The 13,363-nt window shown below is 72.7% G+C and carries 13 protein-coding genes; 10 read left to right on the forward strand and 3 right to left on the reverse strand.

Annotated features, from left to right (window positions below; all coding sequences use genetic code 11):
* Positions 1-68: 68 nt before the first annotated feature.
* The 3 genes from IEZ24_RS00175 to IEZ24_RS00185 are packed head-to-tail and all read right to left on the reverse strand — an operon-like array spanning position 69 to position 1,137.
* Entirely contained in the window at positions 69-371 is a 303-nt protein-coding gene (locus tag IEZ24_RS00175; protein WP_129455317.1) for a hypothetical protein, read from the reverse strand.
* Positions 372-387: 16 nt separating this feature from the next.
* The gene (locus IEZ24_RS00180) at positions 388-897 is read right to left on the reverse strand and encodes an NUDIX domain-containing protein (protein WP_129455316.1); all 510 of its coding nucleotides are present in this window, start codon (positions 895-897) and stop codon (positions 388-390) included.
* A 21-nt stretch (positions 898-918) separates the two neighbouring features.
* Positions 919-1,137 carry an antitoxin gene (locus tag IEZ24_RS00185; protein WP_129455315.1) on the reverse strand — a complete coding sequence of 73 codons (219 nt, stop codon included), beginning with the start codon at positions 1,135-1,137 and terminating at the stop codon, positions 919-921.
* Positions 1,138-1,222: 85 nt separating this feature from the next.
* Between IEZ24_RS00185 and miaA the strand changes: the two genes are divergently transcribed.
* From miaA to secD, 10 genes are all read left to right on the forward strand, one after another.
* Entirely contained in the window at positions 1,223-2,149 is a 927-nt protein-coding gene (miaA, locus tag IEZ24_RS00190) for a tRNA (adenosine(37)-N6)-dimethylallyltransferase MiaA (RefSeq protein WP_129455314.1), read from the forward strand.
* A gap of 61 nt (positions 2,150-2,210) precedes the next feature.
* Positions 2,211-2,729, forward strand: coding sequence for a dihydrofolate reductase family protein (locus IEZ24_RS00195; protein ID WP_129455313.1), 519 nt, complete (start codon positions 2,211-2,213; stop codon positions 2,727-2,729).
* Between the two features lie 103 nt (positions 2,730-2,832).
* Positions 2,833-4,701 carry a gamma-glutamyltransferase gene (gene ggt, locus IEZ24_RS00200; protein ID WP_129455312.1) on the forward strand — a complete coding sequence of 623 codons (1,869 nt, stop codon included), beginning with the start codon at positions 2,833-2,835 and terminating at the stop codon, positions 4,699-4,701.
* A 28-nt stretch (positions 4,702-4,729) separates the two neighbouring features.
* Positions 4,730-5,527, forward strand: a complete 798-nt coding sequence (dapF, locus tag IEZ24_RS00205) for a diaminopimelate epimerase (protein WP_129455311.1) — start codon at positions 4,730-4,732, stop codon at positions 5,525-5,527.
* 123 nt (positions 5,528-5,650) lie between these two features.
* The gene (locus IEZ24_RS00210) at positions 5,651-6,427 is read left to right on the forward strand and encodes an SDR family NAD(P)-dependent oxidoreductase (protein ID WP_129455310.1); all 777 of its coding nucleotides are present in this window, start codon (positions 5,651-5,653) and stop codon (positions 6,425-6,427) included.
* A gap of 195 nt (positions 6,428-6,622) precedes the next feature.
* Entirely contained in the window at positions 6,623-7,411 is a 789-nt protein-coding gene (locus IEZ24_RS00215) for an NYN domain-containing protein (protein ID WP_129455309.1), read from the forward strand.
* A 69-nt stretch (positions 7,412-7,480) separates the two neighbouring features.
* A complete protein-coding gene (locus tag IEZ24_RS00220; protein ID WP_129455308.1) occupies positions 7,481-8,473 on the forward strand; it encodes a thrombospondin type 3 repeat-containing protein in 993 nt (330 codons plus the stop codon).
* A 35-nt stretch (positions 8,474-8,508) separates the two neighbouring features.
* On the forward strand, positions 8,509-9,273 hold the full coding sequence (locus IEZ24_RS22515; protein ID WP_191192787.1) for a thrombospondin type 3 repeat-containing protein: 765 nt from the start codon (positions 8,509-8,511) through the stop codon (positions 9,271-9,273).
* A gap of 63 nt (positions 9,274-9,336) precedes the next feature.
* Positions 9,337-10,926, forward strand: a complete 1,590-nt coding sequence (gene hflX, locus IEZ24_RS00230) for a GTPase HflX (protein ID WP_224744646.1) — start codon at positions 9,337-9,339, stop codon at positions 10,924-10,926.
* Positions 10,927-11,054: 128 nt separating this feature from the next.
* Entirely contained in the window at positions 11,055-13,346 is a 2,292-nt protein-coding gene (secD, locus tag IEZ24_RS00235) for a protein translocase subunit SecD (RefSeq protein ID WP_129455307.1), read from the forward strand.
* Positions 13,347-13,363 lie beyond the last annotated feature (17 nt).

The raw sequence follows: 13,363 nt of genomic DNA on the forward strand, positions 1-13,363 counted from the left end.
CCAGCATGTGGCTCGGATCTTCCACGATCGCCGGGAGTCGCCGGGTCCCGCGACTCCCGACGAACGTCTCAGGCCGGCGGCTCCGGCGACCCGTCCTCGGCCTCCTGGCCCGCGGAGGGCCCGTCGCCGGACTCGTCGGTCGTGCCGGACTCCTGGTCGTCGGCCTCGCCCTCCGGCGCCTGCGACTTGTCGTCCGGCTCGGAGACCGCGTCGGGGAGGACGTCGTCGACGGCGGGGTTGTCATCGGGGTCGAGGTCGCGGGCCAGGCCGTTGTCGGCCGGGTCGTCGTGGATCGCGTCCACCCCGCCGGGCACCAGCTGGGGCTCCTCGGCGTAGGGCTCGGGCATCGGGCTCAGCTCGTGGTCGGTCATCGTTCCCCTCCCTGGGTCATGCGGGTGATCCTGCCCCGGCCGTCCGGCCCGGGCCACCCCCGCTCGGGCGGTCGTCCCAGCCGAAGGCCAGGTAGCCGACGCCGGAGGACAGGTTCGCGAGGGCGTACGCCTCGTGCGGCACCATCGGCTCCGGCAGCGCGTCGAGGCGGAACCAGCCCAGCGACGTCGCCTTCTCCGCCTCGACGATGCGCGGCTCGCCGCTCCACGACCGCGCGGTGAAGAAGAAGTCCGCGCGCTCCTCGACCGCCGGGCCGAACCGGCTTCGCTGCATGGTGAACACGAACTCCAGCGACAGGTCGGTGACGCCGAGCTCCTCGAGCGCCTCCCGGCGCGCGGCGTCGTACGCCGTCTCGCCCGGCTCGACGTGGCCGGCGGCGGCCGCGGCCCAGTGGCCCGGCATGTAGGGCACGGGCCCGCGCTGCTGGAGGAGCACCTCGGTGCCGTCGTCGCCCGCCCGGAGCAAGTAGACGTACGAGGCCGGGACGAGGGCGAAGCGGTCGGTCACTCGACCCAACCTAGGGCGCCGTCAGCGGGCGGTGCCGGGCGGGATGTCGTCGTCCTTGCCGTCGAGCTGGTCGAGCGCGTCGCGCGCCTTGCCGGTCGCCTTGTCGATCTTGTCGGCGTGCTTGCCGCCGGTCTTCTCGTTGGCGAGGGCGCCGGCCTTGTCGATGCCCTGGGCGATCTTGTCGCCGTGCTGGTCGACGGCCTCGGTGAGCTTGGCCTTGGCCTTGTCCAGGAAACTCATGGGTCCTCCTCGCGATCAGCCGCCCACCCCGACGGGTGGTGACTCCGGCACGCTTCGAGACTAGCCACGCTGCGACAATCGGGGCATGTCCCGCCCCAGGCCCCGACCGGTCGTCGCCCTCGTCGGAGCCACCGCGTCGGGCAAGACCGGCCTCAGCCTCGACCTCGCCGAGCGGCTCGGGGGAGAGGTGGTCAACACCGACGCGATGCAGGTCTACCGCGGCATGGACGTCGGCACCGCCAAGCTCCCCGAGGCCGGGCGGCGCGGCATCCGGCACCACCTGCTCGACCTGTTCGAGGTCACCGAGCCGGCCACGGTGGCGCTGTTCCAGGGGTGGGCTCGCGAGGCGATCGCCGACATCCGCGACCGCGACGCCACCCCGGTGCTGGTGGGCGGCTCGGCGCTCTACACCCGGGCGATCCTCGACCGGTTCGAGTTCCCCGGCACCGACGACTCGCTGCGCCGCGAGCTCGAGGTCGAGCTCGAGCGCATCGGCAGCCACGCCCTCCACGAGCGGCTCGCGGGCGTCGACCCCGAGGCCGCGGCGCAGATCCTGCCCGACAACGGCCGCCGCGTCGTACGCGCGCTCGAGGTCGTCGCGCTCACCGGCAGGCCGTTCAGCGCCAGCCTGCCGAGGCTGGAGTACGCCGACCCGCTGACCGTGCAGATCGGCGTGGACATCGACCGGCCGACGCTCGACGAGAGGATCGCGCGCCGGGTGGAGGAGATGTTCGCCAGTGGGTTCGTCGAGGAGGTCGAGGCCCTGCTCACCCGCGGCCTGGCCGAGGGCCGCACCGCGTCCCGGGCGATCGGCTACCGCGAGGTGATGGGCTACCTCGCGGGCGACCGCAGCCTCGCCGAGGCGATCGAGCAGACGACGGTCGCGACCCGGCGGTTCGCCCGCCGCCAGGACTCCTGGTTCCGCAAGGACCCCCGCATCGTGTGGATCGCGCACGACGACCCCGACCGGGTGGACAAGGCGGTCGGGGCGGTCGAGCGGCTCGGTGACTGAGGCGCCCAGGAGCGCAATCCCGGTCAAGCACGCCGCCGCCGGGCGGTGACACGCTGGCGCCATGGCGACGATCTACTACACCGGCTGCACCCTCGACGGCTTCATCGCGACCGATGACCACTCCCTCGACTGGCTGACCTCGCGCGACATCGACATGGACGGGCCGATGGCCTACCCCCGCTTTCGCGAGCAGGTCGGCGCCTGCGTCATGGGCGCCACGACGTGGCAGTGGATCCTCGACCACGACGAGGAGCCGTGGGGGTCGCTCCCGACCTGGGTGATGACGCACCGCACCTTCCCGGACGCCCCGCCCAGCGTGCGGTTCGACCGCGACGACGTACGCCGGGTGCACGCCGAGATGACCGAGGTGGCCGACGGCAAGGACGTCTGGGTCGTGGGCGGAGGCGAGCTCGCCGGGCAGCTCCACGACGCCGGCCTCCTCGACGAGGTGTGGCTGCAGTACGCCCCCGTCACGATCGGCGGCGGCGCCCCCGTGCTGCCGCGCCACGTCGAGCTGCGCCTCGAGGAGGTCGACCGCAACCGCGACTTCATGTGCGGGCGCTACTCCGTGGTCCGCTGATCCGTGGTCCGCTGATCCGTGGTCCGCTGACTCCTCCCGGAGGGCGTGGACAAGGCCCGCGGCGGCGGGCAGGGTGGATGCAACGACTCTCGGGAGGAACCCCATGCCCCACCTCGCCCGCCGCGTCAGCGCCACCCTCTCGGCCAGCGGCCTCGCCGTCGCCGCCGTCCTCGTCGGGTCCCCGGCACCCGCTGAGCCGTCGGCCCGGCCGTCGGCGCAGCCGGTCGCGCCGGCGGTGTCCGAGCGCCCCACGGTCAAGGACCCGACCGCGGTCGGCAAGGGCGGTGCGATCAGCACCGTCGACCCGGAGGCCAGCGCGGCCGGGCTCAAGGTGCTGAAGGCCGGCGGCAACGCGGTCGACGCCGCCGTCGCGGCCGCCGCGACCCTCGGCGTCACCGAGCCCTACAGCGCGGGCATCGGCGGTGGCGGCTACTTCGTGTTCTACAACGCCAAGTCCGGCAAGGTCCGCACGATCGACGGCCGCGAGACCGCACCGCGCAAGATGCCGCAGGACGCGTTCATCGACCCGGCCACCGGCAAGCCCTACCCCTTCACTCCCGAGCTCGTGACCAGCGGGGTCGGCGTCGGCACGCCCGGCACCCTGGCGACCTGGGACAAGGCGCTGGGCAACTGGGGCACGTGGTCGCTCGCCGAGGCGCTCGCCCCGGCGACGAAGGTCGCACGTCGCGGCTTCAAGGTCGACGAGACCTTCCGGCAGCAGACCCTCGACAACGAGGAGCGGTTCGCGGCCTTCAGGGACACCAAGAGGTTGTTCCTTCCGAAGGGAGACGCCCCCAGGGTCGGCTCGATCTTCCGCAACCCCGACCTGGCCTCGACCTACGACATGATCGCCCGGCGCGGGACGCGGGCGTTCTACCGCGGCAAGCTGGCGCGCATCATGTCCGACGTGGTGCGCAACCCACGCACGACCAGGAACACCGACCTCCCGGTGCCGCCGGGCCACCTCACCCCGCGCGACCTGCGCGACTACGAGGTGCGCTCGCAGCGGGCCACGAAGAGCACCTACCGCGGCCACGACGTCTACGGCATGGCGCCGTCGTCGTCCGGTGGCACCACCGTCGGGGAGGCGCTCAACATCCTCGAGCGCTACGACCTGTCGGCGATGACGCCCGAGCAGGCCCTGCACCACTACCTCGAGGCCAGCGCCCTCGCGTTCGCCGACCGCGGCAAGTACGTCGGCGACCCGGCCTACGTCGACGTGCCGACCCGGCGGCTGCTCGACGACCGGTTCGCCGCCGAGCGCGCCTGCGCGCTCAACCCGGCCAAGGCCGCGACCAAGCCCGTCGCCGCCGGCGACGTGACGTCGTACGACGGGGTGTGCTCGCCGACGTCGGCGAAGGGCGCCACCGACGCCGACACCGAGAACATCTCCACCACCAACCTCACCGTGGCCGACCGGTGGGGCAACGTCGTCGAGTACACGCTCACCATCGAGCAGACCGGCGGCTCGGGCATGGTCGTCCCCGGCCACGGCTTCCTGCTCAACAACGAGCTCACCGACTTCTCGACCGTCTACGACGCGGCCGACCCCAACCGCATCCAGCCCGGCAAGCGTCCGCGCAGCTCGATGTCGCCCACGATCGTGCTCAAGGACGGCAAGCCGTTCCTCGCGCTCGGCTCGCCGGGCGGCTCCACGATCATCACGACGGTCATCCAGATGCTGGTCAACCGCATCGACCTCGGCATGACGATCGAGGAGGCCATCGCAGCGCCCCGCGCGACCCAGCGCAACACGGTCAACGTGACGGCCGAGCCGGCCTTCATCGCGGCGTACGGTCCCGCGCTGACGGCCCTCGGGCACACGCTGGTGCCGTCGGGTGACGCGTTCACCAGCGCCGCCGAGATCGGGGCGGCGACGGCGATCGAGTTCGGACCGCGCAAGCGGCTGACCGCCGTGGCCGAGCCGAGCCGTCGGGGCAAGGGGTCCGCCAAGGTGGTCGACCCCCGCTGACGCTGGCGCGGCCTGCCACAATCGACGGGTGAGCTACCCCTTCCTGAAGGGCCACGGGACCGAGAACGACTTCGTGGTCCTGCCCGACGCGGACGGCACGGTGCACGGAGACGCCGACGGCGAGATGTCCGCCGACCGGGTGCGGGCGCTGTGCGACCGCCGCGCCGGAATCGGCGGCGACGGCGTGCTCCGCGCCGTACGCCGCGGTGACGGCTGGTTCATGGACTACCGCAACGCCGACGGCTCGGTCAGCGAGATGTGCGGCAACGGGGTCCGGGTCTTCGCGCGCTACCTCCACGAGCGCGAGGGCGAGGCGTTCCCGATGCCGATCCAGACCCGCGCCGGGGTCAAGGTCGTCGACCGCTCCGGCGACGAGCTGACCGCCGACATGGGCACGCCCGAGGTGCTGGGCGAGACCTCGGTGTCGGTGATGGGGCGGACCTGGCCTGCGCAGCACGTGTCGATGGGCAACCCGCACGCGGTCGCGTTCGTCGACGACCTCGCCGAGGCGGGCCCGCTCCTGGAGGCTCCCGAGCACGACGACGCGGTGTTCCCGGACGGCGTCAACGTCGAGTTCGTCGTACGCCGCGGCGCGCGCCACGTCTCGATGCGCGTCCACGAGCGCGGGTCGGGGGAGACGCGGTCGTGCGGCACCGGCGCGTGCGCCGTCGCGGTGGCCACGGCGCTCGCCGACGACGCCCCCCGCGGGACGACCTACCGCGTCGACGTGCCCGGCGGCACGCTCCACGTCGAGTGGACCGAGGACGACCGGATCCTGATGACCGGTCCGGCGGTGCTGGTCGCCGAGGGGACGACCGACCTGTAGCCGCGGGTCTCGATACAGCCGCACGCGGCTTTGTCCCCCAGCCGCTCGGCCACTCGACCTGGCCGGCCCCACGCGGCGACCTCCTGCGTCGGTCGCCGCTGCCCGGCTCATAGGATCCGGGCCATGGACATCACCGGATCCACCGCCATCGTCACCGGCGGCGCGAGCGGCATCGGTGCCGCCGTCGCCCGAGCCCTCGCCGCCCGCGGTGCGACCGTCGTCGTCGCCGACCTCAACGCCGAGAAGGGCGAGGCGCTCGCCGCGGAGATCAACGGTGTCTTCGCCCCCGTCGACGTCACGAGGACCGAGCAGGTCACCGCCGCCGTCGAGGCAGCCGCCGAGATCGCGCCGCTCCGCGCCTGCGTCAACTCCGCCGGCATCGGCTGGGCGCAGCGCACGATCGGCCGCGACGGGCTGCTGGAGCAGGCCCACGACCTCGACGCGTTCCGCAAGGTCGTCGAGATCAACCTCATCGGCACCTTCGACGTGACCCGCCAGGCCGCGACCGTGATGAGCCGCAACGAGCCCGACGAGGACGGCCAGCGCGGCGCGATCGTCAACCTCGCCTCGGTCGCGGCGTTCGACGGCCAGATCGGCCAGGCCTCCTACTCCGCCTCGAAGGGCGGCGTCGTCGGCATGACCCTGCCCGTCGCGCGCGACCTGTCCGCGGCCGGCATCCGGCTCAACACCGCGGCGCCGGGCCTGATCGACACCCCGATCTACGACGCGTTCCCCGACCCCGAGGAGTTCAAGGCCAACCTCGGCCGGAACGTGCTCTTCCCCAAGCGCCTCGGCCGCGCCGACGAGCTCGCCAGCATGGTCGTGGAGTGCCTCACCAACTCCTACATGAACGGCGAGACGATCCGCGTCGACGGCGGCATCCGGATGCCTCCCAAGTGAGCTGACGGCCCGGGGCGGACCGAACCTGCGCCACCTCGCGGAGCGGCACCGCCTGCGCCGCCGCCGAGCCGCTGGGAGGCCCCCGCTGGTCCAGACCGACGTCCAGCATCTGGGCGTTTCGATGCCTGCGACCGGGCCGAAGGTGGATGGTGCGAGGGCACGTCTCATCTGCATCCGGCCTGTGGGGGGCACTCGATGGCACATCTGGCGGAGCCGCACGACGCGGCCCCCGGCGCCGCCGACGACCGCGCGCCCGGCGAGGGCGAGCTCGCCTCGCTCGTCCGCCGCTGGGTGGGCGTACGCCGGTCCGGCGCCGCCGTACGGGTCGCGCAGGCGCCCGCGACCGCGCCCGTCCGCAGCGAGTCCGAGCCCGTCCCCGAGCCCGTTCCCGAGCCCGCTCCCGAGTCGGACCCTGCCACGGAGGCACCCCTCGCGATGCGGTCGGTCGCGCGCGCTGAGGCCAGCGGGGAGCGCGCGCCGCGGATCCCGGCGCTGCCGAGCCGCCCGACCGCGGAGGACACCGAGCACGCGACCCGGCTCGCGGTCCTCATCGACGCCCGCCGCGTCTCCGAGGACGTCGCCGCGGGACTCCTCACGCGACTCGGTGACCGCGGGTCGGTCAACGTCTGCCGCGCGTACGCCGACTGGCGCCGCTCCGACCTCGGCACGTGGGTCGAGCGCCTGCGCCGGCAGGGACTGCACTCCTTCCACCAGTTCGGCGACGGCGACGACCAGGCCCTGGTGGCGCTGGCCATCGACGCGGTCGACATCGCCCGCGAGGCCTCGGTCGACGAGGTCGTCCTCGCCGGCGACATGACCTCGATGCTGCCGCTCGTGCACCGGCTGCACGGCGCGGGCGTCCGGGTGGTCGTGGTCGGTCCGGCGCACACTCCCCACGACGTACGGGCCGCGTGCGACGAGTTCCTCGACGAGGACTCCCTCCTCGGCGAGCCCGCGGCCCCGGCCGGCCGCCACCGCGCCTGAGCTGGCCGCACCCGGCGCTGTCGCCCTGCGGGTGTTGGCCGTCGCCCCGGTCAGGCCTAGCCTGACGCGATGCGTCTCCAGGTGGCTCGGCTCGCCCTGACCGGTCTCGTCGCCGGCTTCGTCTCCGTCGTGACCCCGGCGTCGACGGCGGTGGCCGTCCCGGTGCCGTGCGTGGTGACGACGACCGGCACGGGCGGGGTGGTCGCCGCTGCCGGTGACACCTTCGCCACGACCGCCTTCGAGCTGGTCGCGCCGTCGTCCGCCGCCAACGTCGAGGACGTCGACGTGGAGGTGTCGCTGGTCCACGACAACGCCTCCCAGGTCAGGGTGCGGCTCGCCCACGCCACGACCAGCATCTTGCAGCGCCGCTTCGTCGACAGCGGTCCGCAGGTGCGTCCGCTGACGTGGGACGACGAGGCGGCCTCCGCCTACGGTCCGACGTCCCTCGCCGGGACGTACCGCCCCGACGAGCCCCTCACGGAGCACGACGGCACCGCCGCCCAGGGCCAGTGGCGCCTCCTGGTCGACAACTGGGCCGGATCCCGGGGCCGGGTGGAGTCGTGGTCGGTGCGCATCAGCTACTCCGCCTGCGACGCCGACGACGACGGGGCCGAGGACCACACGGACAACTGCACCGGCGTGGCCAACCCGGACCAGTCCGACCGGGACGCCGACGGCATCGGCGACGCCTGCGACGGCGACACGGACGGGGACGGCCTCGTCGACACCGTCGACGGCTGCCGCCTCGTCGCCGCGGCCACCGCCAGCGGGTGCCCGAGGGTGGGAACCCGGACGCGGCTCGGCAAGGACGAGGGTCGCCTGGTCGGACGCGTACGCTCCGACGTCCGCGCCTGCCGGTCCGGCGTCGAGGTCACGCTCAAGCGCGCGAAGCCCGGGCGCGACCTCAGGCTGGTCGTCCTCCGTGCGCGCTCCTCGGGCCGGTTCTCCACGCGGATGCCGCGCTCGGCGGGCCGCTACTACGTCGTCGTCCGCTCGCAGTACGCGCCGGGAGCCGCCGAGTGCGCCTCGAGCCGCTCGAAGAAGGTGCGCGTCCGCCGCTGAGGTTTCGCCGCCCGATCGCGGGGAACAGGCTCGCCATGGGACATCGCGGCAGGGTCGGCAGCAGGTTCGCCAGCAGGGTCGGCAGCGGCAGCAGGGTCGTCGTCGGGGCGGCGCTGGCGGTGGTGGCCGCGCTCGCGACCACCCAGCCGGGGACGACCGCCGGACCGGCGTCGGCGGCGGAGCCGTGCCCGGTGATCCCGATGACCGGTGCGGACGGCACCGCGGTCCCGATCGACGGCCAGTGCGACATGGACGGCGACGGCCACCCGGACGCGTGGGACAACTGCCCGGCCGAGTGGAACCCGGGCCAGGAGGACAGCGACGGCGACGGCCGGGGCGACGCCTGCGACTGGGACGACCCGCCGCCGACCTCCCCGCCGACCACCCCGCCGACCACGAGTCCCACCGCCAGTCCCACCACCAGTCCCACCGCGACTCCCACCTCGTCGCCGACCTCCCCGAGCCCGACCACCGCCCCCACGCCGCCTGCCACCTCGCTCCCGGGCTGCCAGGCCGGCTGCGCGTACGCACGCACCGTCGGCCTGCGGGCCGCGGGCGCGAGGCTGCGCGGGACCGTGTCGTCGCCGGCCACGGGCTGCCGCTCCGGTGCGGAGGTCACGCTGTGGCGCACCAAGAAGCGCGCCGACCAGCGCCTGGTGGTGCTGACGAGCCGCGCGTCGGGGGCCTTCTCGACCCGGCGCCCGGCGCGACCCGGCCGCTACTACGTCACCGTCGCCTCGCCCGACCAGCCCCTGTGCGCCTCGGCGAGGTCGCGCGCGATCCGCGTCGGCCGGCGCTGAGCCGACACCGCTGCGGAGAACTCGTTAGCGCAGGTCGTCGTGCCGACCTACCCTTGTCGGTATATGACGAACGCACCTGCCCACCCACCCACTGACGGCCCGGCCGCCGACTTCACGCTGCGCGACGCCCTCGACGCGACCCGCGGCTGGGACGACGAGACCATCCAGCTCGACGACGAGCTCCTCGAGGACGGCCTCGACACCGACCTCGAGGACGACCTCGACGGCGGCGAGGACTTCGAGTCCGGCTACGCCGACGAGGACTACGACGAGACCGACCCCGAGGAGCTGACGGTCGGCGCGCAGGAGCTCGCCGAGCGCCACGCCCTGCGTCGCGTCGCGAGCCTGCGCACCGAGCTCGAGGACATCACCGAGGTCGAGTACCGCCAGCTCCGCCTGGAGAAGGTCGTGCTCGTCGGCGTGTGGACCGAGGGGTCCGTCACCGACGCCGAGAACTCCATGGCCGAGCTCGCCCTGCTCGCCGAGACCGCCGGCTCCGAGGTGCTCGAGGCGGTCTTCCAGCGCCGGCAGAAGCCCGACCCGGCGACCTACATCGGTCGCGGCAAGGTCGAGGCGATCCGCGAGATCGTGCAGGCCACGGGTGCCGACACCGTGATCTGCGACGGCGAGCTCGCCCCCAGCCAGCTGCGCAACCTCGAGGACAAGATCAAGGTCAAGGTCGTCGACCGCACCGCGCTGATCCTCGACATCTTCGCCCAGCACGCCAAGAGCAAGGAAGGCCAGGCGCAGGTCGAGCTGGCCCAGCTTCAGTACATGAAGCAGCGCCTCCGCGGCTGGGGCGGCAGCCTGTCCCGCCAGGCCGGCGGCCGGGCGGCCGGCGGTGAGGGCATCGGTGGCCGCGGCCCCGGTGAGACCAAGATCGAGACCGACCGCCGGCGCATCAACACCAAGATCGCCAAGCTGCGCCGCGAGCTCAAGGAGATGCGCGGCACCCGCGACGTCAAGCGGCAGTCGCGCCGGCGCAACCACATCCCCAGCGTCGCGATCGCCGGCTACACCAACGCCGGCAAGTCCTCGCTGCTCAACCGGCTCACGGACGCCGGCGTGCTGGTGGAGGACTCGCTCTTCGCGACCCTCGACCCCACCACCCGGCGTACGACGACGAGCGACGGCCGCATCTACACGATGTCCGACACCGTCGGGTTCGTCCGCCACCTCCCGCACGGCCTGGTCGAGGCGTTCCGCTCGACGCTGGAGGAGGTCGCCGACTCCGACCTGCTGCTCCACGTCGTCGACGGGTCGCACCCCGACCCCGAGGGCCAGATCGCCGCGGTGCGCGTGGTGCTCGCCGAGATCGGCGCGACCAAGGTCCCCGAGATCATCGTGATCAACAAGGCCGACGCGGCCGACCCGATGGTGATCAGCCGGCTGAGGGCGCGCGAGCCGCACAGCGTGGTCGTCAGCGCGAAGACCGGCGAGGGCATCGAGGAGGCGCTGCGGACCATCGAGTCCGAGCTGCCGCGACCCCAGGTCGAGTTCGACGTGCTGCTGCCCTACGAGCGCGGCGACCTGGTCAACCGCATCCACCAGGAGGCCGAGATCGGCTCCATGGAGCACACCGGCGACGGCACGCTGGTCGTCGGCCGGGCCAATGCCGACCTCGCCGGCGAGCTGGCGGCGTACGCCCGCTGATCGGTCCGAGGGCGTTCAGCGGGGCGGAACCTTCACCGGTGCTGCCCCGTTGAACACTTCCGTGCCCTGATTGGGGCGTTCGTGCCCTGATTGGGGCGTTCCAAGTCTCGTGGTGGAGGATGTCGCGCATGTCACGTGGTGTCTGGGTTCGCTTCATCCTCGTGCTCGGCCTGCTGGCCGGGTGCGCTGCGCTCGCCGTCAACGTCAAGCCCAACCTGGGCCTCGACCTGCGGGGCGGCGCGCAGTTCGTCTTCGAGGCAGAGGGCACCGAGCAGACCCCGGCCACCGCCGAGAACGTCGACAAGACCCTCGAGGTCCTCCGTGGCCGCGTGGACGCCCTCGGCGTCGCCGAGTCCGTTCTGGTCCGCCAGGGCGAGAACCGCATCCTCGTCGAGCTCCCGGGCGTCACCAGCGACGAGGAGGCGCAGGAGGCCGAGGAGCGGATCGGCAGCACCGCCAAGCTCACCATCCACGAGGTCCTCGCCACGGCGCAGCCCGAGGCCGAGCCGAGCGAGGAGGGCAACCTCGTCCTGCCCTCCGACCAGGGCGACACCCTCGAGGTCGGGCCGACGGTCATCGAGGGCGAGGAGATCACCGGCGCCAGCGCGGTCCAGCGCGAGCAGAGCGTCGAGTGGGTCGTCGCGATCGACTTCAACGGTCCGGGCGGACGCACCTGGGCCGACATCACCGGCGAGGCAGCCTGCAACCCCTCCGGCGACCCCAAGCGCCGCATCGCGATCGTCCTCGACGGCGAGGTGATCTCCTCGCCCGAGGTCAACGAGACCGTCGGCTGCGACGTCGGCATCCGCGGCGGCTCCACCGACATCACCGGCAACTTCACCTCCGAGGAGGCCAAGGACCTCTCCGCCCTGATCGAGGGCGGCGCCCTGCCCCTCGAGCTGCGCGCGATCTCCGACCGGCTCGTCGGCCCCTCGCTGGGTGCCGCGGCGATCGACGCCTCCATCGAGGCCGGCATCATCGGTCTGCTGCTGACCGGCCTCTTCATCGTGGTCGTCTACCGGCTGGTCGGCCTGATGGCGACCATCGCGCTGGCGTCGTACGCGCTCCTGGCCTACGCCATGCTCGTCGGGCTCGGCTCGACGCTGACGCTGCCCGGCCTCGCCGGCTTCGTGCTCGCCATCGGCATGGCGATCGACGCCAACGTGCTCGTCTTCGAACGAGCGCGGGAGGAGTACGCCGCCTATCCGTCCGCAGGCCTGCGCCGCGCCCTCCAGGTGGGCTTCAACAAGGCCTGGACCGCGATCATCGACTCCAACGTCACGACGCTGCTCGCCGCCGGGCTGCTGTTCTTCCTCGGCTCCGGTCCGATCAAGGGCTTCGGTGTCACCCTGTCCATCGGTGTCATCGCGTCCATGGTGTCCGCGCTGATCATCGCCCGCGTGCTGTGCGACCTCGCGGTCTCCAACAAGGGAGTCAACCGCAAGCCGGCGATCAGCGGTCTCGGCGACGTCGGCAAGGTGCGCGCGTGGCTGGACCGCAAGGACCCCGACATCATGAAGAACCGGGGCCGCTGGCTCGCGGTCTCGGGCGCGGCGACGGTGTTCGCCATCGCCGGCATCGTGACCCAGGGCCTCAACCTCGGCGTCGAGTTCACCGGCGGGCGCCAGCTCGACTACTCGGTGACCAACCAGGACATGGACGTCGAGCAGGCGCGGGCCGCCGTGAGCGACGCCGGCTTCTCCGAGGCCGTCGTCCAGACCGCCGACGACCCCTCCGACTTCACCGTCCGCACCGGCGAGATCTCCAACGAGGACGAGCAGCGGATCGAGGACGAGCTGGGCAAGATCGGTGGCGACGTCTCGAAGATCGACGACCAGCTGATCGGTGCCTCCCTCGGCGAGGAGCTGCGCAACAACGCCCTCATCGCCTTCGGCGTGGCGTTCCTCGCCCAGCTGCTCTACCTCGCCTTCCGGTTCAAGTGGACCTTCGGCGTCTCGGCCGTCATCGCGATGGCGCACGACGTGCTGATCGTCGTCGGCATCTTCGCGTGGCTGGAGAAGCCGATCGACGGCATCTTCCTGGCCGCCGCGATGACCATCATCGGTCTGTCCGTCAACGACACGGTCGTCGTCTTCGACCGCGTCCGCGAGCGCTGGTTCGCCTCGAAGCCCGAGGACGACTTCAACGTCCTGGCCAACAAGGCCGCGGTCGAGACCGTGCCGCGCACCGTCAACACGGGTCTCGGCACGATGTTCATCCTCGGCGCGCTCGCGATCCTCGGCGGCGACTCGCTGCGCGACTTCTCGATCGCGCTGCTCATCGGTCTCATCGTCGGCACCTACTCCTCGGTCTTCACCGCCACCCCGCTGGTCACCTACTTCCACGAGAAGTGGCCGATGAGCCGGGTCAAGAAGGAGAAGGTCGAGCGGGCGCCGGAGGACTCCGGCGCGGTCGTCTGACCGCCTCCTTCGTCGGC

This window comes from Nocardioides ganghwensis (assembly GCF_014779655.1).
Taxonomy (GTDB): Bacteria; Actinomycetota; Actinomycetes; order Propionibacteriales; family Nocardioidaceae; genus Nocardioides; species Nocardioides ganghwensis.

Excerpts from the sequence above, each read along its gene's own strand:
- IEZ24_RS00195 (WP_129455313.1), top strand. The coding sequence starts at position 2,211 with ATGGCGACGATCTACTACACCGGCTGCACCCTCGACGGCTTCATCGCG.
- IEZ24_RS00220 (WP_129455308.1), top strand. The coding sequence starts at position 7,481 with ATGCGTCTCCAGGTGGCTCGGCTCGCCCTGACCGGTCTCGTCGCCGGC.
- IEZ24_RS22515 (WP_191192787.1), top strand. The coding sequence starts at position 8,509 with ATGGGACATCGCGGCAGGGTCGGCAGCAGGTTCGCCAGCAGGGTCGGC.
- miaA (WP_129455314.1), top strand. The coding sequence starts at position 1,223 with ATGTCCCGCCCCAGGCCCCGACCGGTCGTCGCCCTCGTCGGAGCCACC.
- secD (WP_129455307.1), top strand. The coding sequence starts at position 11,055 with ATGTCACGTGGTGTCTGGGTTCGCTTCATCCTCGTGCTCGGCCTGCTG.
- IEZ24_RS00215 (WP_129455309.1), top strand. The coding sequence starts at position 6,623 with ATGGCACATCTGGCGGAGCCGCACGACGCGGCCCCCGGCGCCGCCGAC.
- ggt (WP_129455312.1), top strand. The coding sequence starts at position 2,833 with ATGCCCCACCTCGCCCGCCGCGTCAGCGCCACCCTCTCGGCCAGCGGC.
- IEZ24_RS00185 (WP_129455315.1), bottom strand. The coding sequence starts at position 1,137 with ATGAGTTTCCTGGACAAGGCCAAGGCCAAGCTCACCGAGGCCGTCGAC.
- IEZ24_RS00175 (WP_129455317.1), bottom strand. The coding sequence starts at position 371 with ATGACCGACCACGAGCTGAGCCCGATGCCCGAGCCCTACGCCGAGGAG.
- hflX (WP_224744646.1), top strand. The coding sequence starts at position 9,337 with ATGACGAACGCACCTGCCCACCCACCCACTGACGGCCCGGCCGCCGAC.
- IEZ24_RS00210 (WP_129455310.1), top strand. The coding sequence starts at position 5,651 with ATGGACATCACCGGATCCACCGCCATCGTCACCGGCGGCGCGAGCGGC.